The following is a 22,141-nucleotide window of genomic DNA, read 5'->3' as shown; positions in this document are numbered from 1 at the left end:
TTTTATCGCTTGATCAAAAATTCATCAAAATTCATTACCGTACTGGCCACGATTGTCCCCGCAGCCAGTTGCGCCGGGTTCAGGGATTTGTCCAGCGGATATTCACCCACGGTCAGTATCGATTTCATCCGCTTCGGATTATGGCTGAAATCCTTCAATTCCTCGTCGTACAATTCTTTCAGGATCACTCTTTCTTTCACGTCCGGTTCGCGGCCCGTCAATGCGGTGAATGCATAGTCGATTTGCTCATCGATCGTCTTGCCCTTTTTCAGCATATTTTGCGCCAGCACCCGCGAAGCTTCCACAAACTGCGGGTCGTTCATCACCACCAGTGCCTGCAACGGTGTGCTGGTCTTTTGCCGTTTGGTAATGCAGAAATGCCGTTCCGCGGCATCGAAATTGAGCATCATCGGCGGTGGCGAACTACGCTTCCAGATCGTGTAAAGGCTCCTGCGGTAGAGGCTATCGCCGTGTTGCTGCTTGTAAGTAACCTCGTTACGGGTCGCCAGCGCCTCCCACAGGCCCGCAGGCTGATAGGGATATGCGCTCTTACCTCCCACCCTGCGCGTAAGCAAGCCACTCGATGCCAGAGCATTGTCGCGGATCTGCTCCGCGCTCATGCGGTAGCTCGGGCCACGTGCGTAAAGGCGGTTATCAGGGTCCGGGTCGTTGGCATTCGTGTGGGACGATTGCCTGTAAGTCGCCGAAGTGACGATCAGCCTCTGCATGGCTTTCACATTCCAACCCGATTCACGAAACCGGGCCGCCAGGTAATCCAGCAATTCGGGATGCGTAGGGAGCTCGCCCTGGTTACCAAAATCATCGCTCGAAATCACCAGCCCTTTCCCGAAATACATCATCCAGAAACGGTTCACAGTTACACGGGTAAACAGCGGATGGTCTTTATCGAGTAGCCATTTGGCAAGGCCCAGGCGATTTTTGGGATATTCTTTCGGGATCTTGAAGAATGCATCGGGGGTATCCGTGGTGACCGGCTTACCAGGCGCATCATAGGCGCCACGGTTCAGGATGAAGGTCTTGCGCGGGAACTTCCGCTCCTTCATGACCATCACGTCGATCTGCTTGTCCAAGATCTCGGTTTCCTCGCCGATCATAGCACGGCAACCGGCCATTATTTTCCTGAACCCGGCGTCAATATTGGTCAGGTAATAATCTCTCAGCGATGTTACCTGATCGGGTTTCAGCTGCGCCGGAGGGGTTTTAAGTGCCGTTAGCAGTTCATTATTCAGCGTGTACATTCCCCTCATTTCCAGCGGACTGATCGCCCGGGTGTAGATCCTGAACTCATCTACTTCGAAATTCTTGGTCCGCTGATCCGACAGGCGCCCGATATTGAGTTTGTCGACATACCAGTTGGTTTTGTTTTTACCGTACAGAATGCTCTCTGTGAGGTGGTCGTTGTGGACTGTCACTTTTGCCTGCTGCCCGTTTACAAACAGTTTCAGTCCGGCGGCCTTGCTCATCCCGTCGTAGGTAAAGCCCAGCTGCGTCCATTTGTTCATCGGGAATTTATCCAAGGTTTGTATTTCAATGGCATTCTCGGGCCATACGTGACTGATTGTCAAACGAATGCGTCCGTCTTTTTCGCGGAAGACGTTCCAGCCGCGGTAGCCGTTCATGACGCCGTTGGATTTGTGCAGCAGCGAGCCGCTCACGGAAGGATCGTGCAGGTTGAGCCAGATGCTGATGCTGAATGGCTGGTTCCGTTCGAAGAATGCGAATTTATCGCCAAAACTCACCGCATTCTCCCCATAAATATAGCGCGCCTTGCCTACCCGTCCGTTCCGCGAAGCCACATTGGAAAGGCTATCGTCCCCCTCCGCATGGGCTTTGTGTTTCGGATCAGCCAGGTTCTGAAACTCTTTGCCCTTGGGTTCGTCGAATGTAAAATGGCCCAGCAGGTCGGCCTTTTCGGGAAGTAATGCTTTTTCGGGCGCGGTTCGTGCGGTTACCAGCCACTGCTGGAAGTTACGTTCATAGCCGGCAGCATTGGTTTCGATTGCCGATTGCTCCCGGGCGAGGTTCTGGTGAATGAATTTCAGTTTTGCATCGGCTTCCGGCGTGGGCAACGTAACGGCCGGACTGGCTTCCCCGTTGTAAGGGATCTGCCCATTCTCATCGTTATTATTAAAGAATGCGTAAAGCGAATAATAGTCTTTATGGCTGATCGGGTCATACTTGTGGTCGTGGCAGCGCGCACATTCCACGGTAATGCCGAGGAATGTCTTGCCGAAAGTATCGACCCGGTCGGAAACATAGGCCGCACGGTACTCCTCCGGAATTATCCCTCCCTCCTGGCTCTGCTGGTGCATCCGGTTAAATGCCGTCGCAACCATCATGTCCCGCGTCGGATTGGGCAACATGTCGCCGGCCAACTGCCAGGTTACAAACTGGTCGTACGGCTGATTTTTGTTGAACGAATTGATCACCCAATCGCGGAAAGGCCATGCGGTGCGGAGCCCGTCGTCCTGGTAGCCATGCGTGTCGGCATAGCGGGCAGCATCCAGCCATGGCACGGCCATATGTTCGCCATAATGCGGCGATGCGAGCAGCCGGTCTACTGCCTTTTCGTAAGCATCGGGTGATTTATCATTCAGGAAAGCATGTACTTCTTCCGGCGTCGGCGGCAGGCCGGTGATGTCCAGCGATACCCGTCGCAGCAATGTCGTTTTATCCGCCTCGGGCGCTGGTTTCAGATTCTTGTCTTCCAGTTTTTTGAGAATAAACCGGTCAATGTCGTTTTTTCCCCATTTCGCATTTTTCTCCTCAGGCAGTTCCGGTCTGGTCACCTTCGTAAAAGCCCAGTGCGGCTTGTACTCGGCCCCTTCTTCTACCCAACGGATCAGAATAGCCTTTTCGCGGGCGGTGAGCGACAGATGCGATTCGGGCGTTGGCATGATCACGTCCGGATCCGAGGAAAGAATGCGGTGCACCAGCTCACTGCTTCCGGGTTTTCCGGGTTTGATCGCCTTCAATCCGTTCTCGCCGGTTTTTTCGTAGGCAACCTTGGCCACATCCAGCCGTAAACCGGCCTTCTGGTGGTTAGCGTCAGGTCCATGGCAGGCAAAACAGCGATCGGAAAGGATCGGTTTGACATCGTAGGTATAGTCAACCGGTGCAACGAGCGTCGCCATTTCAGCAGCTACATCGTCGGGCAGGTCCACCTTCTTGTCGCAGGAGATGAAAATATATCCGGCAACCGGGACCATCAAGCAATATTTTAACCAGGTATTCAGCATTGATAACAACTATTAATGGGTGGCAGGCATGTGAAGCGCTACATCATATCAAAAGCACATTCATCCCTGTTCCTTAATCTAATTTAATTCATTTAATGCCGATCTGCAAGGCACTTATACTCCACAGATCGGCATAAGTATCTAGTATCCCGGATTTTGAACGAGCGAAGCCTGTCCACCTTTTGTGCTGTAAACGATGGCCTGCTGAGGAATCGGATAGTATTGGTGCTTCTCCTCAAACTTCGCGCCGCTGAGATAGGTCCGCAGGTTTTTCTCCTTGTCCAGATAGGCATTCAGGACCGGCACCGCGATACCCCAGCGAACCAGTTCGAAAAAACGGTGCCCTTCCATGGCAAATTCCAGCCGGCTCTCGAAGCGCACCGCATCACGGGCGGCGGAAGCGTCTTTCCATGGATCGTTGTAAAGCCCTACCACATAATTGGCCGCTGCCTTTCCGTCGTCGGTCTTCACAAATCCGTCGGGGTTACCCGCACGCTTACGTATCATATTCACGTACTCGCGGGCTTTTTCAAGGTTACCCAGCTCCACTTCACATTCGGCCAGCCACAGCAGCACATGGTCGTAACGCATGAGCCGGTAATTATTGGTACTTAACCGCGGATTGCCTGTCTTACCGGATTCCGCTTTGCTCACGATCTGCTTTTTGGATGAATAGGGACCCGCATAAGATTGGTCACGAATCCAGAAGCGGCCCGGATGCACTCCCCAGTCAATGTATGGAATGCCGCGCCGACCCACCGTCCAATCCAGCCGGGCATCGAGTCGGCCTGTGTAGGGTTCGAAAGGCGCAGACGACAATAATCCCTCGTCATTTTTCACATCCACATCATTGAAAGTCTTGATCATAGGCAGACCTTTTTCGTCGGTTTTATAGGCATTCACCAGATTCTGGGAAGCCTGGTAGAAACCACAGCATCCGCCGGGACCGTTGGGATACATATATGTGAGCTCGTCGCCCTGGTTCCCACCCGACCCATCCGCCGCAGTGACCGTATATTGTACCTCAAAGATCGACTCGGGATTGTTCCGGGTTTCCGCCGCGAAATTATCGTGAAAGTGGTCCACAAGCTTGTACTTTCCGCTCGCCACTACTTTCAGCAATGCCTCCTTAGCCGCAGTTAGATGCTGCGCATTGGGCTGGCCCTTCGGAAATCCCTGGTACATATGGCATTTGCCGAGATAGGCCAGTGCCGCGTACTTTGTGGGCCGCCCTGGCTGGGTTTGCGTCTCGGGCAGGTTTTCCGAAGCAAATTTAAAATCCTCCTCGATTTTCGGCCACGCGTCCACAGTGTTGGGTATCAGCACGCTTTCCGGGTTTTCCGGATCCCAGGTCTGTTCATCGATGTATGAAATATTGCCCCACATTTTCTTGGCTTCGAAATGATAATGTCCGCGCAGAAAGCGTGCTTCGGCCTGTATCCGCATCCTGCGCGCCTCGTCCATTCCTTCTACTTTGGGCAACGTTTTCAGCACATCGTTGGCACGCGCAATGCCGTCGTACAACGTCCTCCATTTTCCATAAATGTGGGTATTGGTCGACAGCCAGACGTACCTTTCGAGGAACGTCTGTTCGGGCTGGTCTCCGGCGTCCGAACCTTTATAGGCATCATCCGACACGACGCTGCCGAAAATCCAGTTTGACACCGCCCCGTGCCAGGTCGTCACGCCGCTTGTTCCAATGCCGTCGAGCAATGCATATACCCCTACCAGCGCTCCTTCTATTCCGGAAGTGGTGGTGATGATTTCCGGGCTGTACTGCCCCTGAGGCCTTTTTTCCAGAAAACTATCGCCGCAGGAAGATGCAATAAGCAATAAAACAGGTATGAATATTTTTTTCATGATCATCAATTTTAGAAACCGATACTAACCCCTACGATGAATGATTTGGGCGTAGGATAAACCCCCTCGTCCACGCCGATCTGCCGGTCGGAACCACTGTTAAAATTCCGCAGGTTGATCTCCGGATCCAGACCGGTGTATTTGGTGAATGTGAGCAGGTTCTGCCCCTGGACATAAATGCGCAGGTGGTCTGCACCGATCCGGCTCAGCATCGATTTTGGAAGCGTGTAGCCCAGCTGGATGTTCTTAAACCGCAGGTAGGAGCCGTTTTCTACGAAGTAAGTGGAAGGCTCTCCGCTTTGTGCATCGTTGGCGTCGAGAATGGGCAGCTTCGCATTCGGATGATCGGGCCGCCAGGAATCGTAAAGCATCCGCGTGGAGCGATTTCCCTGAAATACCTCGAAATCGGTCCAGTAACGTACGTGATTGAAAATATCGTTGCCTTGCACACCCTGTGCGAAAATGGTCAGGTCAAAGTTTTTATAACCTACATTCGCGTTGATACCGTAAGTGAAATCCGGGTGCGGGCTTCCGATATAGGTCTGGTCCTGCGCATTGATAATGCCGTCGTTATTGATATCCCGGTATTTGAACTTGCCTACCCCCTGCGTTTTCCGGCCATCGATGTAAATGTTGGAATCGTAGTAGCCCGGAAACTTGGCGTGGCTTTTCACTTCTTCCTCGTTCTGCATGATGCCATCGATGATGTACCCGTAGAAAGAAGAAATCGGACGTCCGGCGATGGAGCGGGTCACAGGCGGGGTACGGAGCGAGAAACCAGGCAGAAAGTCATTGGGGTTCTGCGGATCCAGCGCGATAATCTTGTTGCGGTAGGTTGAGAAATTGACACCGATGCTGTAAGTCAGCTGCCCGTCGATCGCATTGCCATTGTAATTCAGGCCAAGATCGACGCCCCGGTTTTGCAGGGAAGCGATATTCTGTGCAGGGATAGCGGCGTCGCCCAGGCGTGGGTCGTAGGCTTTGGTATACAACAGGTTTTTGGTTTGACGATCGAATACATCGAGGCTCAAATCAAACTTGCCTTTGAACAGATTCGCATCCAGACCTACATTCACGGTCGACGTAGTTTCCCATTTCGCCTTTGGATTACCAAATCTACCCAGGTCGAAACCCTGTACATAACCAACAGGACTGCTTCCCAACCCATAGCCACTGCTGTTTGGATTGCTTTGATACGTTGAAAATGCATTGAAATCCCCGATTTCCTGGTTACCGGTTTGTCCCCAGCCGGCCCTCAGTTTCAGGTCACTGATAAAATCGACCCCTGCCATAAAGCTTTCCTTCGAAATGCGCCAGCCTACGCTTGCTGCCGGGAAAGTAGCATAACGTGACGCAGCCTGAAACCGCGAAGAGGCGTCCCGGCGCAGCGTGGCTTGCAGAAGATATTTGTCATCGAATGCATAGTCCACCCGCCCGAAGTAGGAAAACAGTGACCACGACGACGATGCATAGCCGCTGTTGGTCGCAGTGGCCGGATTTCCGGCATCGATATAGCGCAGATCCACATTATTGGAAAAGAAACCCTGCCGGTAGGCATTGATGAAATCACCGAAAGAATCGATCGATTCCAGACCTACGAATGCATTCAAATGGTGAGACTCGCCAAATGTCTTATCGTACGTCAGGGTGTTGGTCCAGGTCCAGGAATAGCCGTAACTCCGGTTTTCGCTCAGGCTATTGACGTTCGTGCCGTGGGCCAGTTCAACTTCCACGGGCGTGTAGTATTTCCCGGCAGAGGCCGTCAGGTCGAGGCCGAAACTGGTTTTGGCAGTCAGGTTTTTGAGAATATCAAATTCCGCATAGGTATTTCCAAACAGCCGGAGGTCTTTGTACCCATTTTCCTTATTGCGCACGAGCTGGCCCACAGGATTATTCGCATTCCCCAGGTTACTGCCCAGCGTCCCGGCAAAATTACCGCCGATGTCGTACACTGGGATAATAGGTTGCGCACGATAGGTGTTCGAAACCTGGCTGGTTTCACTGTTATTTCCATAGTTGCCCTGGCGTCTGCCATAAGCCACTTGCAGGTTCTCCCCGATGCGCAGTTTCTTTTTAATGGTGAACTCCGTATTGGCACGTACCGAATAGCGCTTGTAGCCATTGTACATCAAAATGCCCTGCTGATTGAAATAATTACCTGAAAACGAGTAACGGCTCACTTCCGAACCACCCGAAACGCCCATCTGATAATTCTGGATCGGGGCGGTGTCGAATACTTCTTCCATCCAGTCGGTACCCTCCTTATTGGCTTTGGTGATCGAGAATTTGGTTTTGCCAAACTGTGGGTCGGTATAACGGTCGTAACTGTAATTGGCCGGATTCACACGCGGATCACCCGCGGAAGCGCCGTCCGGGATAATGTAATCCGGAATGACAGGCTCCGCTCCTTTTCCGTATTGCGCATGCTCCGGGTTACCGGTTGTGGGATTCACTACATTCGCATTCTTCTTGCTGCGCCACAAGTATTCCCCATATTCCCTGGTATTGAGCAGGTCCATTTTCTTGGCCAGCCTCTGTACGCCGAAATAGGCGTCGAATGTGAATTTCGGCACGCCGGTCTTACCTCTTTTGGTAGTGATGATCACCACGCCGTTGGCAGCCCGCGAACCGTAAATGGAGGCAGAGGACGCGTCTTTCAGGATCTGGATCGATTCGATGTCGTTCTGATTGATCGTGTTGAGGTTACCTTTCGTCGGAACGCCGTCGATGATATACAACGGGTCGTTGTTACCCAGCGTGCCGTATCCACGTACCCGTACTGCCACCCCGCCTCCGGGTGTATTGTCCGTACCCACCGTTACGCCCGCAGCGCGTCCCTGTAACTGCTGCGCGAGGTTCGTTGCCGGGACAGATAGCAGCTTTTCGGCATCGATCACACTCACCGAGCCGGTAATGTCCCGACGCGATTGGGTGGTATAACCCGTCACGACCACCTCACTCAAAGCCTTGATGTCCGGATCGAGCGCGACGTGGATCGCGGAATGGTTCGCGACGGGGATTTCCTGCGAGATGTAGCCTACAAAACTAAAAACGAGTACCGCACGGTCGTCGGGGACCACGATATCGAAACTTCCATCGCCTCCGGTAATGGCACCCTGCTGAGTACCTTTGATCACCACGCTCACGCCGGGCAGCCCCTCCTTGTTATCTGATCCCGTGACCTTGCCTTTGATGGCAATGTCGACGGGATGCAGATAGGGTAATGGAACAGGGTTTAGGAATTTGGGAGATTCTGAAAACGATTCATCCGGCTTGCGGATCAGTATAATGTAATTGCCCGACACCGAGTAGTGAATCTGTAACGGGACGAACAATTCTTTCAATACTTTACTTAACTTCTGATTGGATACATCGACGGTCACTTTCTGATTGACGATCAGCGACGGGATATACGAGAATTTAACCTTCGCTGTTTTTTCCAGCGTGGTCAGCACATGTTTCAGATCCTGCTGCCTGGCTTGCAGGCTCACTTCCCTGTTCAGTATCTCCTGGGCCACGCCGTCGTTGGCAATGGCCAGGCTCTGGAAGAACAAAGACACAAGAAATGGTATGCATGTAACTTTCATCGCAGTTACCAAATATTTAAATGGTATACTATTTTTTTTCATACTTTTACGATGGTTTTTTGGTGTTCACAAACGACAAAGGCCTTCCTCGCTCCCTTTCGGGGGCTTTAAGTTTTGCTTAATGGAGAGGAATTTTTCAAAGCCGGTAACGCTGGACCCGTTCCCGGCTTTTTGCATGCTATCAGGTTCTCTTCATAGGATGGGGTTAAAGGGTTAGGGGTTCAATTGGATTAATGACAACCTTCACTGGAAATAACGACCTGGCCGTCGCTGATCCGGTATGACGCCCCGAGCGTCTGCGTGATGATATCGAGCTTCGTGAAGAATGGTTCGTTGCTGAGCTCTACGCGCAACGAGCAATCCTCCATCACGGCAGCATCGTAGATGATCGGTATGCCATATACTTTCTCCAATGCGGAGAACACTTTACTCACCGGCTGGTTTTCGAATACAAAGCCTGCTTCCGGATCAGGCTTAATCAATTCCAGCGGCATATTGGTAATGGATTTGGAAATAATGTTGTCTTTGACCGAGAAAATGGCCTGCTGATTGGGGGTGAGCAGCAGTTCGGTACTTTGCTCCTTTGGATTTTCGATATCTTTCAGCGGCAGTACCGACACCCTTCCGCTACGCACCAGCACTTCCACATTGGTATCCGTAGCCTTCACAAAAAAACTGGTTCCCAAAACTCTCGTCACCAAACCATTGGCATACACAAAAAAAGGATTCTGAGGATCCCGGGTGACGTCAAAGAATGCCTCGCCGGAAAGATACACTTCCCGTTTTTTGTCCTGAACAAACGACTCCGAATAACTGATACGGCTCGAAGGGGCCAGCTTTACCTGGCTGTTATCAGGTAGTCTCACAGTCATAGGTTTCGAGGTCGCATTGGCGACTTCCTTCATGGCAGCATCGGTTTTGAGTACATAATGCCGACCGGGAGATACTGCCGTCCGTTCATTTCCGGTTTTCAGCCAGAGTGTCCATCCCAGCCCGGTAACCAGCAACATCACGGCCGCTACGGACAGCCAACGCCGGAGCGGCCACACGTCGTTCTGCTCCTCAGCGCCGCTCTGCGTCGTGTGCAGGATGCGCTGTACCTGGTCTTCCAGTTGCTGATCTGTTACGATGGCGATATGTTCCGTCCACGTCAGGATCAGGTCCCTGGCCTGCTGCATAATGATTTTTTTATCGGGATAGAGACGGGCGATTTCTTCCCAAAGACTTTCAGTGGAGTCACTCTGTCCTGTTGCCCAGAGCCGGAAACTGTCGTCCTGCAGGAAATCTTCGAGATCGTAATCTTTATAGTATTTCATAATAAAACACCATAATTGTGGTGTTTACAGGAGGATAATCTGCGAATGCGGGAATCATCATCAAAAAAATGAAGATTTTTTCTAAAAGAGTTCCAATACAAACACAAATACCTGATTATCAAATAAATAAATTTACGATCAGTAGAGGCAAAATGGTATGCCATTTGGCCCGGAAGAGTTTCAGGGCCTGGGAAAGCAGGTTGGCGACCGCCGGCCGCGAAATGTCGAGCACATCGGCGATCTGCTCATGCGAAAGGTTCTCAAAGAATTTGAGGTGGATGATCTCCCGTTGCCGGGGCGTGAGGCTATGCAGCACCGATCCCACCTGCTTGCGACGTTCGTCTGCTGTTTCGATGCTGATCATACGCGTTTCCGCATCCTCATCCGCATGCGGGTAGTCATGAGTACGATCAAAGCCGGTCAGGGCCTGTGCGCGTTCCTTTTCCTTTAACAAGCGGTTTCGGAGGCTTTTAAGCAGATAAGGCCGGATCTGGTCGGTGTCGGCAATGTGCCGGCGGCGGTCCCAGAGCGCGGCAAACAGGTCGTGGATACAGTCGTTCAGCGTATCACGGTCGTGGACAAAACGGGTCCCGTATTCGAACATGGCACGGAATTCCCCCCGGATGATCGCTTCGAAAGCGTCGACATCGCCATCCTTGAATCTTTTCCAGCGTGCCAGATCCTTTTCCATGGTCCGAAAGCGGGCAGTTGAGTGCCCTGGGGTTATCCAATTTCTTTATTAAGTAAAATTAAACCCCGAATTACTGCAAAATTTCCAAGACCATCAGCAGAAAGGCGGCAATTTTTAGGGCTTCGCATATCCCTTGGCAGCATCGTCAATCACCAGCACCCAGTCGTGGCCGTAACCCGATGTAGGCGGCATAAACTTATTCACCGCACCTTGATCGACCTTCCCGGCGTCCTTCACCTTGCCATTTCTGGGATCGTACCAAAACGCTGTCAGCTGTGAACCTGATATTTTACCGGGATTAACCGAGAATGCCTTGCCGCTCGCAGAATACACAAAAAGGTAATCTTTTCCCCGCGTCGCCTGAACACGTTCGGCGGCTATTAATGCATTTTCGACAATTATGGACTGATCCGGCACGCGGTCGGTGATCGGGCGGGATTCGATCAGTCTGCGGACGAATTTCATCTCTGTCGCTCCCGGCAGGTCCAGTGCTTGCTGCCAATACACATGCGGACCGTTTACAGCCTCCCGGTCGGGCGAGTACATTTGCCAGATATCGTGACACCCGTAGGTATGTCCGAAAGCACCCGCGAACAAATCCAGATATGCCGATTTCCGCACGTCATAAGCACTCGAAATCCCATTTTCCTTCGCATTAAAACAAATGGGATGGTCTTCGTATACAGGCTCCCCGTCCAGTACCGGTTTCACGAGTTCGCGGTTGTAGGATCTCTGGATATTTTCATACACCGGAGAATCCCGGCAGTGCCCTGTCTGGAACATGTTGAAATCGAACCACTCGTCCTGGTGAAACCACTCGCTCGCCCCTTCCTTGTTGGGCTGCGGATGGTAGGTCATCAGCACTTTGTCGTTCCCTCCTGCCGCTTCCGCAATTCCAGCGGCCATTGCCCGCCAGATTTCAACGTCACGACTATCCTTCCTAGGCTGGCGATCGCCGCCCAGGACCCAGATCAGGTTTGTTTTGGATTTATATCGGTTTCCGAGCCATTTGCCATAGATCCGCGCATTGTTTTCGTTGAAGATCTCAGGCCCCTTTCCCCAGGTATTTTTAAAAACCTTGTCTCCCCAGGTAGGAAGAAAGGCGATCGTGAGACCATGCTGCGCGGCTTTGTCGATGATATAGTCGACATGCCGGAAATAAGCCTCGTTTGGTTTTGTGGGATCGTTATTTGTTAATGGCCTGTCACCATACGGATTGGGTACCTCCAAACCGTCGAATTCAGCCAGTGCAACGGCCTGGATCACGGTGAAACCTTGTGCTGCTCTTTTCTGAAGATAATAGTCCGCGTCCTCCCGGTTTAACCGGTGGAAGAGCTCCCAGGCCGTATCTCCAAGCCAGAAGAAAGGCTTCCCATCCTTCGCGAGGTATCGCTTGTTTTCACTGAGTGTATAAGTCTGCGCTTTCACCTGGATGCAACAGAGGATAGCAATTACGATGGCCTTTACCGGTCTCATAGAAGTACTTTTATAAGTATACCTGATTAGCATTCAAAGACAGGCACCTGCGATTCTTAATACCCGGCCAACCTATTATCTGTTTCCGGTTTTTGGTCCTGTGTTCTGGTATCTTATCACTATTCGAGCATGTCTACAAAATATTGCTCCGTTAAATAAATTTTTACTTCCAAAAAATTTATTTAACTAATTAAAAATCAATATATTACAAGAAAATGTAGAAGTAAATTGTAGATCACTTATGTAGAAAATATTTGACCGATAAGTAAGATCATTCCTTAAAATCATTATATATCGTTAATATTGAAGTACTATTTTTACAAACCTGAACCGACGTCCTCTCTCTATGAAAAAAACTTCTACATCCTCTGCATTTTCCATTGCTGTTTTACGGGCATCCTCCTGATCGGATCAAGTCTGCCCTGGGAAAACACTTCCCATCAACGCGTATTTCAATTACACTTCGTCGACATCTGCCCATTGCCGGCAGCGCATAGTCAGTGTTTACGTAATCCATCAATCTAACCTATTTTTTCTATGGCAGAACCATTTCTATCTGAGATCCGGATGGTAAGTTTCAATTTCGCGCCAAAAGGCTGGGCGCTTGCCAACGGGCAACTTCTCCCGATCAACCAGAATCAGGCATTGTTTGCCCTGTTGGGAACTACCTATGGTGGTAACGGGCAGACCAATTTCGCATTGCCGGATTTCCGCGGCAGGGTGCCCATTCACTTTGGCAACGGCCATGACCTCGGCGAGAAGGCCGGGCAGGAGGCTCACACGATTACGATGCAGGAGACGCCGCAGCACAACCATGTTGTTAATGCCATCGATTCGGGCCCTTCGAATTTAAATGACCCTACGGGCGCCTATCTGGCCAACACTTTGCCCAACAACTTTTATTCGACGGTCCCGGGTGCACTCGGAGCGCTCAACCCCGCGACTCTTTCGAGCGTTGGTGGAAGCCAGGCACACAATAACCTGCAGCCTTTCCTGGTGATCACCTTCTGCATTGCGCTGCAAGGTATTTTCCCGAGCCGTAACTAGCGTCTGGAAGCTAATTCTATTCTTTTAACCAAAACAAAACCCCCAAAGTGTATGGCACAGCCTTATGTGGGAGAAATCAGACTATTTGCAGGCAACTTCGCACCTAACGGGTGGTTGTTCTGCGAAGGACAGACACTCCCAATATCTGAAAACGAAGTCCTTTTCCAATTGATAGGAACAACTTACGGCGGCGACGGCGAGGAAACTTTCCGGTTGCCTGATATGCAGGGACGCCTGCCCGTCCATCAAGGCAGCCTCGCAGGCGGCAGCACCTATACCATCGGCGAAGCGGCCGGAACCGAAGACGTCACCCTCACAATACAGCAGATTCCATCGCATACGCACGGTTTTCTGGCGTCCGCCAATGGTGCCGATGTGGCAAGCCCCAAAAACGCCGTTATCGGGACTTCCAGCACGACAAACGCCTTTATTGTGAGCACGCCCGCTCAACCGATGGCGCCGCAGGCAATCAATCCGATTGGTGGTAGTCAGCCGCACACGAATGTGCAGCCTTTTTTGTGCATCAATTTTATCATATCCCTGTTCGGGATATTTCCATCACAGACGTAGGCTCCGGCGACGGGCTATTATAAAACTCAAACCCAATCAATCAAAATGGATCCATTCGTAGCAGAGATAAGAATATTTCCTTTCAATTTCCCCCCCACCGGCTGGGCATTTTGTAACGGACAACTGATGCCCATCTCGCAGAACACAGCATTGTTTTCATTGTTAGGAACCACTTATGGTGGTGACGGCAAATCCACGTTTGCGTTGCCCGATATGCAGGGCAATTCACCCATGCAACCCGGCCAGGGTCCGGGACTTTCGCTCCGTGACCTTGGAGAGATGTCGGGTGTGGAAAATGTGACCTTGCTTCAAACCGAAATACCGTTCCATACCCACACGATGAATGCAGCACCGGAAGCTGCGGAAATCAAGACGCCTGCCGGCAGTGCGCTCGGATTTTCCACGCAGGGGAGTATTTATGCCACCGGGGCACCCAATGCGACGATGCACTTCCAGGCCCTGTCGCTGTATGGTGGCAGTCAGCCGCACAATAATATGATGCCCTATATAACCGTGAATTTCTGTATCGCGTTACAAGGTGTTTTCCCGCAGCGCCCCTGACAGGCACTGATCGGCATTTGATCCTATTTTTCTGATTATCGATAAACAATGAAGCTTACCAATACCGCTCTTGCATTAAGGCCGATTACGTCAAAAGACGCTCCTTTTCTCAGCGAAGTTTATGCCAGTACAAGGGAAGCAGAGATGGAGAGGGTTCCGTCCTGGACTGATCTCATGAAAAAGGAATTCTTGAAAAGCCAGTTCGAAGCGCAGCACGAATACTATCAGAAAAATTACATCGGTGCCGATTTCTGGGTTATTGAATTTGAAAACAAAACCATCGGGAGGCTTTACCTCCACGAGAATTTTCAAGGAAGGGGTATGCGGATCATTGACATCAGTATCCTGCCCGAATTCCGGAACCGCGGATTGGGACGGGCTATTTTTAAAGATCTCATGAACAGGGCAGCAGACCTGGAAAGGCCGCTCACTATCCATGTAGAAGCCTTTAATCCGGCCAAGAATCTGTATACCCGCCTTGGATTTAAAAAAATCAGTGAAACCAATGGAGTTTATCATTTAATGGAATGGAAACATACGATTTAAGCCAGGTAACCGCAGCAGAATTTCGGGCCCTGACCGGCGAACCGGTCGTAATCCATTTCGCACAAAATTTTTCCCTGCCGTCCACCATTGTGGCCGTAACTGAACTGAATGGCTATACTCCCCTCGAAAGGAGCTCATTTTCAGTGGAATTTCGGACCAATGGCGATCACAGGGTTATTGCACAAGGGGTTTTCAGGGTGGTTCACCCGAACGGGAAATACCTCGATATTTTTTTGGTTCCCATAGCCCAGGATCCGCTGGGCACGCGCTACGAAGCTGTTTTTTCTTAACCGGGCTGTCCCGGTCACCTCAATATTAGTCCTATGATTCGAAACCTATTCTTCAAACTGAGACCATGAGAAATTTCTACTTCTATCTGGCAGGCGTGGCCTTGCTGGCGTCGGGGGCCGAAATGGTCAGTAAGCGTTCCGGCGACACGCCAACTCCCCATGAATGGGTGGCGAAACCGGAAAGCAAGTCCGACAAAAAATCACAAGAGAAAGTGCCTTTTGCAAGGGCACGGAAAAAATCGGGTGCAAGGGCATTCCTCGCACCGAGCATCACCGCTACAAACACCGACGCCGTCATCAGTGGCGGCGCTACCGCAGGTGGTGTGCTTGAATACACGGTAGTTATCGCAAACGGCGGGCCCGATCCGGCTACCGGAACGACATTCACCGAAACGATCGACATCAATACCACACTGGTTCCCGGGTCTGTGATAGCTAGCCCCATCGCGGTGAATGACAGCTACTCGACCATCGGGAACGTTGGGATCAATATAGATGCGGGTCAGGGGCTCTTCACCAACGACGTGAGCCCTGCCGGTACCGCGTTGAGCCTCAGCGGCTCGACGACCATCACGAGTGCCAATGGCGGAACCGCCACCGTTACAGCCGCTACCGGGGCGTTCACCTACGAACCTGCGGCGGGTTACATCGGTACCGACACATTCACCTATAACATCCAGAATGGCTCCGGGATGACCTCCACGGCGACGGTAAGCATTACCGTGACCAGCGCCATCTGGTTCATCGACGATGGTGCTGCGGCTGGCGGTACCGGAACACTGGCGAAGCCGTTCAATACGCTGAACGCATTCCAGGCGATCAATGACGGAGGCGTTAACCATGCCAAAGACGGGCATTTTATATTCATTTACGCCGGAACCTACAACGGCGGCATCACCGTCCGTAACAACCAAAAGGTATTCGGGCAAGGGGCAGGCACCGCCGGATCAACGTTGCTCACCCTTACAGGCCTTTCTGCTCCCAGCGGCAGCAACCTGCTTCCACCGGTTAACGGCACCCGCCCTGACCTTACCAATACCAGCGGCAATGTATTCACCTTGTCGGGCATAGCCACCGTACAGGGGCTCAATATCGGCAACAGCTCCGGTGCCAAATTTCTGAGTAGCGCTTCCGGATTGTTCACTGCAAGCCAGATCGACCTGACCGGCACCGGCTCCGCGCTTAATATTTCAAACAAACAGCTGGCTGCTACTTTCGGCCAGGTATCGTCCACCGTTTCCAGTGGCACCGTCAGCCCGATCAAGCTTTCGACTGTTACCGGTAGCCTTACAATCAGTTCCGGAACCCTGACAGCGAACAACAGTACCAATATACCGGCACTCGACATTTCGGGCGGTATTACCCTCGCCGTAAACCTTACGGCGGTAAATGCAAACGGGGGAAATAAAGGGATGATCATTTCCGGTACCGCCGGGACTTTCCAGGTGTCGGGCAGCGGAACTACCGCCGGAAGCGGGGGAACTATCCAGAATATCGCGCAACGGGGTATCGAATTGCTGAATACCACCGGCATCACGCTCAAAAACATGAACCTGGTGAATGCCAACCAGAATGACGGTACTACGCCATCAGGCACTCCGACCGACATGGACAACTCAGGTGCCTTCGCAGCAGTGCATGCATTCAATACAAATGGCTTGACGATGGACCGCGTTGCCATCAGCGGAACGGTAGCTCAGGAAGGTATTAACCTTCGGGCTTCCAGTAATTTCAATTTCACCAATGGCTCTGTCGGCTCGTCGGGCTCGCCCGCAAACACGTTCGAAGGCTGTATTTTTGCAGTAAATACCGGAGGCACCAACACGATCATGAATTCAACCTTCACCGATCCGGGAGGCCGTGTAGCTTATTTCGCCAATTTCAGTACCAATATGACATTGCTGACCGTCGACAACTCCACATTCCAGGATGCTGACGGCGCTGCCGGTCTGCAAGTGATAGGTTACGGTACTTCGAATATGAAGGTAAAGGTTCAGAACAATTCAAAATTCCTGAACTGCCGGACTGCCGGTTTTGAAGTATTTGCCAATGATAACGCGTTGATGACAGCCGAAATCAAAAACGCTACGGTCGATCCGGGCAGTGGTGTAGGTCGGGGGATTGATATTTCTGCATTCAACAACGCCACGGCGAAATACAATATAGAAAGCAATAGCGTGAAGCACAACGGCGGAATCGGGATCAACTCGTTTGCAGGGGCGAACGGTTTTGTCGAGGGAACTATCAAAAACAATACAACAAACAACTTACCTGGCTCTAATGCCGTATCCGGGATTGTCGTTTCGACAGAGGGTGTCATCGCGGGTGCTAACCAAGCGAGGGCTACCGTCCTGATCGAGGGCAACACCGTTACGAATGTGCAGAACGTACATGGTATCAGCACGAGCTCAAACGTCAGGGGCGGCTCCACGAGTAACTTTACGTTTCTCAACAATAGTGTTCAGTTAACCACGCCTGTCGCTTTTTATGGTATCGACGTAAATGCACCTGGCGCTGCACTGCCAGATGTTAACAACGCCATAATTTGCTCCAATGTGAACGGCAATGCCGTCACACTCTCGGTGCCTACCAACTTCGCCTATCGTGCCCGGTCCGGCAATGTCGGCTCCACAATACGTTCGCAGGGAAGCGGTGCTACCGTTGTGAGCGTGTGGGATAATGGTGGTAATACACCGACAGGCCGGGCCCTTCAAAGCGGCCCCGGAACATTTACCTTCGGCGCAACGTGTGCGACGCCGGGTGCTCTCGTCTTCGGCCGCGAGGGCGTTGTCGAAGTATTGGAAGAAAAAGGGTTGGTCGCACCTGCAACCACTTCTGTCGAAGAGCAAAAGACTGACGTAGCGATCGCAACGCCAGCCACCGAAGCAAAACCTGAGGTCGCAATCGCAACACCTGCGGCCGTGCCCGTTATCGATGAGGTAACCGAGCCCGTTTCTCCGAGTCCTGCCAGAACCGAGGCAACCCAGGCTGGTGAGACCGTAACGGTAAATGGCACAGGAAGCGGTTTCACGTTACCTGCCGGCAAGAGCACGACCATCAAGTTTAGGGTCACAATCAACAATAACATTCCGGCTTCGGTTTGCCAGCTTTCGACACAGGGCACTGTTTCGGGCAGCAATTTCGCCAATGTGCTGACAGACGACCCAGACGTTGCAGGCTCTAATAACCCGACGGTTACAACGGTGACCTCGACGCCGGTCATCACTTTCTGCCCTGGCAACCAGACATTCTCGCCTGACCCGGGAACTTGTACATCCACACAAACATTCACGGCCACCGCAGATGGATGTCCGGCACCTACCATTTCTTACACCGTAGGCGGCAACCCGATCACATTCCCATACGCATTCCCGGCCGGCCCGACTACCGTACTGGTAACCGCATCAAATGGCATTGGAACCGCCCCTACCTGCTCGTTCACGGTAACGGTAACCCCAACCCCGATACCGCCGGTAACAGACCAGCCTGATGCACAAACGATCTGCGCAGGTGCGGGTGCTTCGTTTACCGTAGCCACTTCGCAAGCGGGCGTGACGTATCAATGGCAGAAAAAACCATTCGGTGGTTCATTCTCGAACATTACGGTGGGATCAAACCCAACTGCTGATGATGCGACATTGACACTTACCAATGTACCTTCCGCCGATAACCAGTCTGAATACCAATGTATTATTTCGAATCCATGTAACAATGTCACTTCTGCGGCCGCGATATTGACCGTCAATCAGATCACGGGTTCTTCTCTGACAGGAACCACTACCGTCAATCAGGGAGCACCCGCGCCGGTCGTGACGTTCGGAGCAACGGGCGGTACCCTGCCTTATACATTTACTTACAAGGTAAATGGCGGCAGTAATCAGACGGTTTCAACCACTGGTGTTCAGACAACGGCTACGGTAAGCCAGCCCACTACTACGGTCGGGCCATTCACTTACGAGCTCGTGAGCGTAACGGATGCACAATCCTGTTTACGGACTCCTCCGTCGGCTCAGACCGCCACCATCACCGTGGCTAACAACCTCACAGCGACTATTTCCGGAACCGCCGACGTCTGCCAGAATGATACGCAACCCGTTATCACATTCACCGCAGTCAACGGTATCGCGCCTTTCACATTCACTTACAAGATCAATGGAGGCACAGATCAGCAGGTAACGACAACCGGGGCAAATACCACGGCGACTGTCAACGCACCGACCAGCGTTCTGGGAACATTTGCATATGCCCTCACCAACGTGAGCGGTGCGGGTGGTGCATCCACAGTGATAGCAGGCCAAACAGCCACCATCGACGTAAACGAAGTCCCTACCATCGCCCTTTCCGGCGCCGAGTACTCGTGTACGCCCGATCTGAATACCTATACTGTTTTCTTCACTGCGACGGCCGGTTCGGTGATCACAACCGACAAGGGAACCGTAAATGGCAATACGGTAACCGGTATTCCAACCAATGAAACAGCGATCATTACCGCCACCCTGGGAACTTGCAAGGCCACTCTGACAGCTTTCAAAAACTGTGCGATGCCTGTGACGCTGGTTGATTTCTCCGGAGCCAGAGTTGAAAATACCGTCTCCCTGAAATGGAAAACATCAGAAGAGACCAACAGCGACCGATTCGAAATTCAACGCAGCACCGACGGCAAGAAATGGGAAACCATCGGCACCCAGAAATCACAAACCGAGAGTTACGTGCTGGTTTCCTATTCCTTTGCAGATAAGAAGCCAATGGATGGTGACAATTTCTATCGTCTGAAAATGGTGGATCTGGATAAAACTTTCGCTTACAGCAAGGTCATCAATGTCCGTTTCAGCGACATCGCGCTGCGATCCGAATTCTACCCTAACCCGGTTTCAGAAGTCCTGAACCTGAAAAGCACAGACTGGAACCAGGTCAAATCCGTTGAACTGCACAGCATGACCGGACTTTCGGTATATCGCTCAGGGAAGAATGTTTCTAAAAGCATTGACGTGAAGAACCTGCCTGTAGGCATGTACATTCTGACGATCACGCACAAAAATGGCGAGGTTACGAACCGCAAAGTGCTGATCAACCGATAAAATACGACACCAATATGCATTCTTAATCGAAATGTTGTTTAGGTTAACGGTATCAGGCGGGGAGTTTCTCTCCGCCTGATTTTTTATATTTGGCTTTTCTACCATGCAAAATGGCTACAACGAAAGCGCAGAGACGTGAAATTGCAATTCATATCGCCATATGGTCGGTTATCCTGTTGCTTCCTTATTTGCTATCGTCGGCCAGCCAGCAATACCGCATTGGCGGCATACCCGGCTCTTTCTTTACGATCGCAGGCGTGATCCACGCCGGCATTTTCTATGTGAACGCATTCTACCTCTATCCCAACCTGGCCCACAGTTGGCGGTGGTGGCTTTATGTGCCCGCGGCGATGCTACTGATCGCGTTCTCATTTATGATCAAATACCAGCTCGTCACCCGTTGGTACCCCGATGTCATGATAAGCGGATCGGGCCAGTTTGTATTTGCCCCTTCGCTTTTCGTGTTTGTAGCCAGCATAGTCTACAGGCGCATCATCGATAGTATCCGGAAAGAACATATCCGGAAAGAACATGAGGCCCAGCAAATGAGTGCCGAGCTAAAATTCCTCCGGTCGCAGATCAACCCGCATTTCCTCTTCAATGTATTGACCAACATGGTGTCGCTGGCCAGACAAAAATCTGACCGGCTCGAAGGTGCCCTGATCCGGCTATCCGACCTCATGCGTTACCTGACGTACGACACACAGGCTTCGCGCGTGACCGTACAGCAGGAAGCCGATTATCTAAAAAGCTATATAGAGCTGCAAAAACTGCGTTTTTCGGACTCAATCCGGATTGAAATGCATGTAAAAATAGACGCCGGGGCCCGTGAATTACCTATTGAACCGATGCTGCTGACCCCCTTCGTCGAGAATGCATTCAAGCACGGCGCTTCCTGGCTGGACGATCCTTATATCGACATCGATTTATCGGTCGCCGACAAGCGGCTCAGCCTCAAAGTAACCAATCCGTACGACAGCAGCCCCGGGAATGCCGTCGACGACAATTCCGGTATCGGACTGGACAATGTACGCACACGCCTCCTGCTGCTCTACCCCGGCAGGCATCAGCTGCACATCGACGATTCCAACCATGTATTTCAGGTCCATTTCAATCTTACCTTATGAACACGATGCGCTGCCTGGCTGTGGACGATGAGAAACTGGTACTCGAACTGCTTGCGGACAATATCCGGCAGGTACCTTATCTCACACTCGTTAAAACTGTACGCAATGCACTGGAAGCTATTGAAATCCTGCAAAACGAATCCATAGACCTGCTTTTCCTCGACATCCAGATGCCACGGCTGAGCGGGCTTCAGTTCCTGAAAACCCTGCCGGACCCACCTTTGGTAATCCTGGTGACAGCCTATGATAAATATGCATTGGAAGGCTTTGAACTGAATGTGGTCGACTACCTGCTCAAACCCGTGAGCATGGAGCGCTTTCTGAAAGCGTGTAACCGGGCTTATGAATTGTTCCGGCTCAAACACCAGCCATCCGCTGCTGTGGCCGGACGAGCGGCAATACCTGATTTTTTTGTAAATGTGGAATATTCGCTGGTTAAAATCGAGGTGGCAGACGTCGCTTGGGTGGAGGGTTTGAAGGATTATGTCAAAATACACCTTTCCTCAACGCCCAAACCGGTCATAACCCGCATTACATTCAAGGCCCTGGAAGAAAAACTACCGGAACCCGCATTCATCCGTACCCACAAATCCTATCTCGTAGCCACCCAAAAAGTCACAGCCATCAAGCGTGATTTCGTGATGATCGGCCCGCATGAAATCCCGGTCAGTGACTCTTTCAAAGACAATATCCGCAAATTTCTGAACACGGGACAGGATTAGTCGTCGCGAC

At 51.6% G+C, this 22,141-nt stretch carries 14 protein-coding genes; 8 read left to right on the top strand and 6 right to left on the bottom strand.

Annotated elements, in window-relative coordinates; translation table 11 throughout:
• Window positions 1–2: 2 nt before the first annotated feature.
• From BP71_RS03280 to BP71_RS03255, 6 genes are all read right to left on the bottom strand, one after another.
• On the bottom strand, window positions 3–3,230 hold the full coding sequence (locus tag BP71_RS03280) for a DUF1553 domain-containing protein (protein WP_496376567.1): 3,228 nt from the start codon (window positions 3,228–3,230) through the stop codon (window positions 3–5).
• A 171-nt stretch (window positions 3,231–3,401) separates the two neighbouring features.
• The gene (locus BP71_RS03275) at window positions 3,402–5,120 is read right to left on the bottom strand and encodes a RagB/SusD family nutrient uptake outer membrane protein (protein ID WP_496376565.1); all 1,719 of its coding nucleotides are present in this window, start codon (window positions 5,118–5,120) and stop codon (window positions 3,402–3,404) included.
• A gap of 11 nt (window positions 5,121–5,131) precedes the next feature.
• Window positions 5,132–8,707: a TonB-dependent receptor gene (locus BP71_RS03270; protein ID WP_496376563.1), complete on the bottom strand. Its 3,576-nt coding sequence runs from the start codon at window positions 8,705–8,707 to the stop codon at window positions 5,132–5,134.
• A gap of 230 nt (window positions 8,708–8,937) precedes the next feature.
• Entirely contained in the window at window positions 8,938–10,023 is a 1,086-nt protein-coding gene (locus tag BP71_RS03265; RefSeq protein WP_496376561.1) for a FecR family protein, read from the bottom strand.
• 118 nt (window positions 10,024–10,141) lie between these two features.
• Entirely contained in the window at window positions 10,142–10,714 is a 573-nt protein-coding gene (locus tag BP71_RS03260) for an RNA polymerase sigma factor (protein ID WP_496376559.1), read from the bottom strand.
• Between the two features lie 114 nt (window positions 10,715–10,828).
• Window positions 10,829–12,190: a glycoside hydrolase family 140 protein gene (locus BP71_RS03255; RefSeq protein WP_496376557.1), complete on the bottom strand. Its 1,362-nt coding sequence runs from the start codon at window positions 12,188–12,190 to the stop codon at window positions 10,829–10,831.
• Between the two features lie 537 nt (window positions 12,191–12,727).
• Here BP71_RS03255 and BP71_RS03250 point away from each other — a divergent pair.
• From BP71_RS03250 to BP71_RS03215, 8 genes are all read left to right on the top strand, one after another.
• Entirely contained in the window at window positions 12,728–13,237 is a 510-nt protein-coding gene (locus BP71_RS03250) for a phage tail protein (RefSeq protein WP_496376555.1), read from the top strand.
• A 51-nt stretch (window positions 13,238–13,288) separates the two neighbouring features.
• On the top strand, window positions 13,289–13,807 hold the full coding sequence (locus BP71_RS03245) for a phage tail protein (RefSeq protein ID WP_496376553.1): 519 nt from the start codon (window positions 13,289–13,291) through the stop codon (window positions 13,805–13,807).
• 45 nt (window positions 13,808–13,852) lie between these two features.
• Entirely contained in the window at window positions 13,853–14,368 is a 516-nt protein-coding gene (locus tag BP71_RS03240; RefSeq protein ID WP_496376551.1) for a phage tail protein, read from the top strand.
• Between the two features lie 48 nt (window positions 14,369–14,416).
• Window positions 14,417–14,914, top strand: coding sequence for a GNAT family N-acetyltransferase (locus tag BP71_RS03235; protein ID WP_496376549.1), 498 nt, complete (start codon window positions 14,417–14,419; stop codon window positions 14,912–14,914).
• Window positions 14,896–15,204 carry a DUF6916 family protein gene (locus tag BP71_RS03230; RefSeq protein ID WP_496376547.1) on the top strand — a complete coding sequence of 103 codons (309 nt, stop codon included), beginning with the start codon at window positions 14,896–14,898 and terminating at the stop codon, window positions 15,202–15,204. Before BP71_RS03235 ends, BP71_RS03230 begins: the two co-directional genes overlap by 19 nt.
• Before the next feature lie 65 nt (window positions 15,205–15,269).
• Window positions 15,270–20,282: an Ig-like domain-containing protein gene (locus BP71_RS03225; RefSeq protein WP_496376545.1), complete on the top strand. Its 5,013-nt coding sequence runs from the start codon at window positions 15,270–15,272 to the stop codon at window positions 20,280–20,282.
• A gap of 110 nt (window positions 20,283–20,392) precedes the next feature.
• Window positions 20,393–21,409: a sensor histidine kinase gene (locus tag BP71_RS03220; RefSeq protein WP_496376539.1), complete on the top strand. Its 1,017-nt coding sequence runs from the start codon at window positions 20,393–20,395 to the stop codon at window positions 21,407–21,409.
• Window positions 21,406–22,131: a LytR/AlgR family response regulator transcription factor gene (locus BP71_RS03215; protein WP_496376537.1), complete on the top strand. Its 726-nt coding sequence runs from the start codon at window positions 21,406–21,408 to the stop codon at window positions 22,129–22,131. The genes BP71_RS03220 and BP71_RS03215 overlap by 4 nt, the downstream gene beginning before the upstream one ends.
• The last annotated feature ends 10 nt before the right edge of the window (window positions 22,132–22,141 follow it).

Source organism: Dyadobacter ginsengisoli DSM 21015 (genome assembly GCF_059568735.1).
The sequence above is the reverse complement of the archived record's forward strand: the minus strand, read 5'-3'. Positions and strand labels throughout refer to the sequence as shown.

Excerpts from the sequence above, each read along its gene's own strand:
- BP71_RS03260 (WP_496376559.1), bottom strand. The coding sequence starts at position 10,714 with ATGGAAAAGGATCTGGCACGCTGGAAAAGATTCAAGGATGGCGATGTC.
- BP71_RS03280 (WP_496376567.1), bottom strand. The coding sequence starts at position 3,230 with ATGGTCCCGGTTGCCGGATATATTTTCATCTCCTGCGACAAGAAGGTG.
- BP71_RS03220 (WP_496376539.1), top strand. The coding sequence starts at position 20,393 with ATGGCTACAACGAAAGCGCAGAGACGTGAAATTGCAATTCATATCGCC.
- BP71_RS03270 (WP_496376563.1), bottom strand. The coding sequence starts at position 8,707 with ATGAAAGTTACATGCATACCATTTCTTGTGTCTTTGTTCTTCCAGAGC.
- BP71_RS03275 (WP_496376565.1), bottom strand. The coding sequence starts at position 5,120 with ATGAAAAAAATATTCATACCTGTTTTATTGCTTATTGCATCTTCCTGC.
- BP71_RS03250 (WP_496376555.1), top strand. The coding sequence starts at position 12,728 with ATGGCAGAACCATTTCTATCTGAGATCCGGATGGTAAGTTTCAATTTC.
- BP71_RS03230 (WP_496376547.1), top strand. The coding sequence starts at position 14,896 with ATGGAAACATACGATTTAAGCCAGGTAACCGCAGCAGAATTTCGGGCC.
- BP71_RS03225 (WP_496376545.1), top strand. The coding sequence starts at position 15,270 with ATGAGAAATTTCTACTTCTATCTGGCAGGCGTGGCCTTGCTGGCGTCG.
- BP71_RS03235 (WP_496376549.1), top strand. The coding sequence starts at position 14,417 with ATGAAGCTTACCAATACCGCTCTTGCATTAAGGCCGATTACGTCAAAA.
- BP71_RS03245 (WP_496376553.1), top strand. The coding sequence starts at position 13,289 with ATGGCACAGCCTTATGTGGGAGAAATCAGACTATTTGCAGGCAACTTC.
- BP71_RS03255 (WP_496376557.1), bottom strand. The coding sequence starts at position 12,190 with ATGAGACCGGTAAAGGCCATCGTAATTGCTATCCTCTGTTGCATCCAG.
- BP71_RS03215 (WP_496376537.1), top strand. The coding sequence starts at position 21,406 with ATGAACACGATGCGCTGCCTGGCTGTGGACGATGAGAAACTGGTACTC.
- BP71_RS03265 (WP_496376561.1), bottom strand. The coding sequence starts at position 10,023 with ATGAAATACTATAAAGATTACGATCTCGAAGATTTCCTGCAGGACGAC.
- BP71_RS03240 (WP_496376551.1), top strand. The coding sequence starts at position 13,853 with ATGGATCCATTCGTAGCAGAGATAAGAATATTTCCTTTCAATTTCCCC.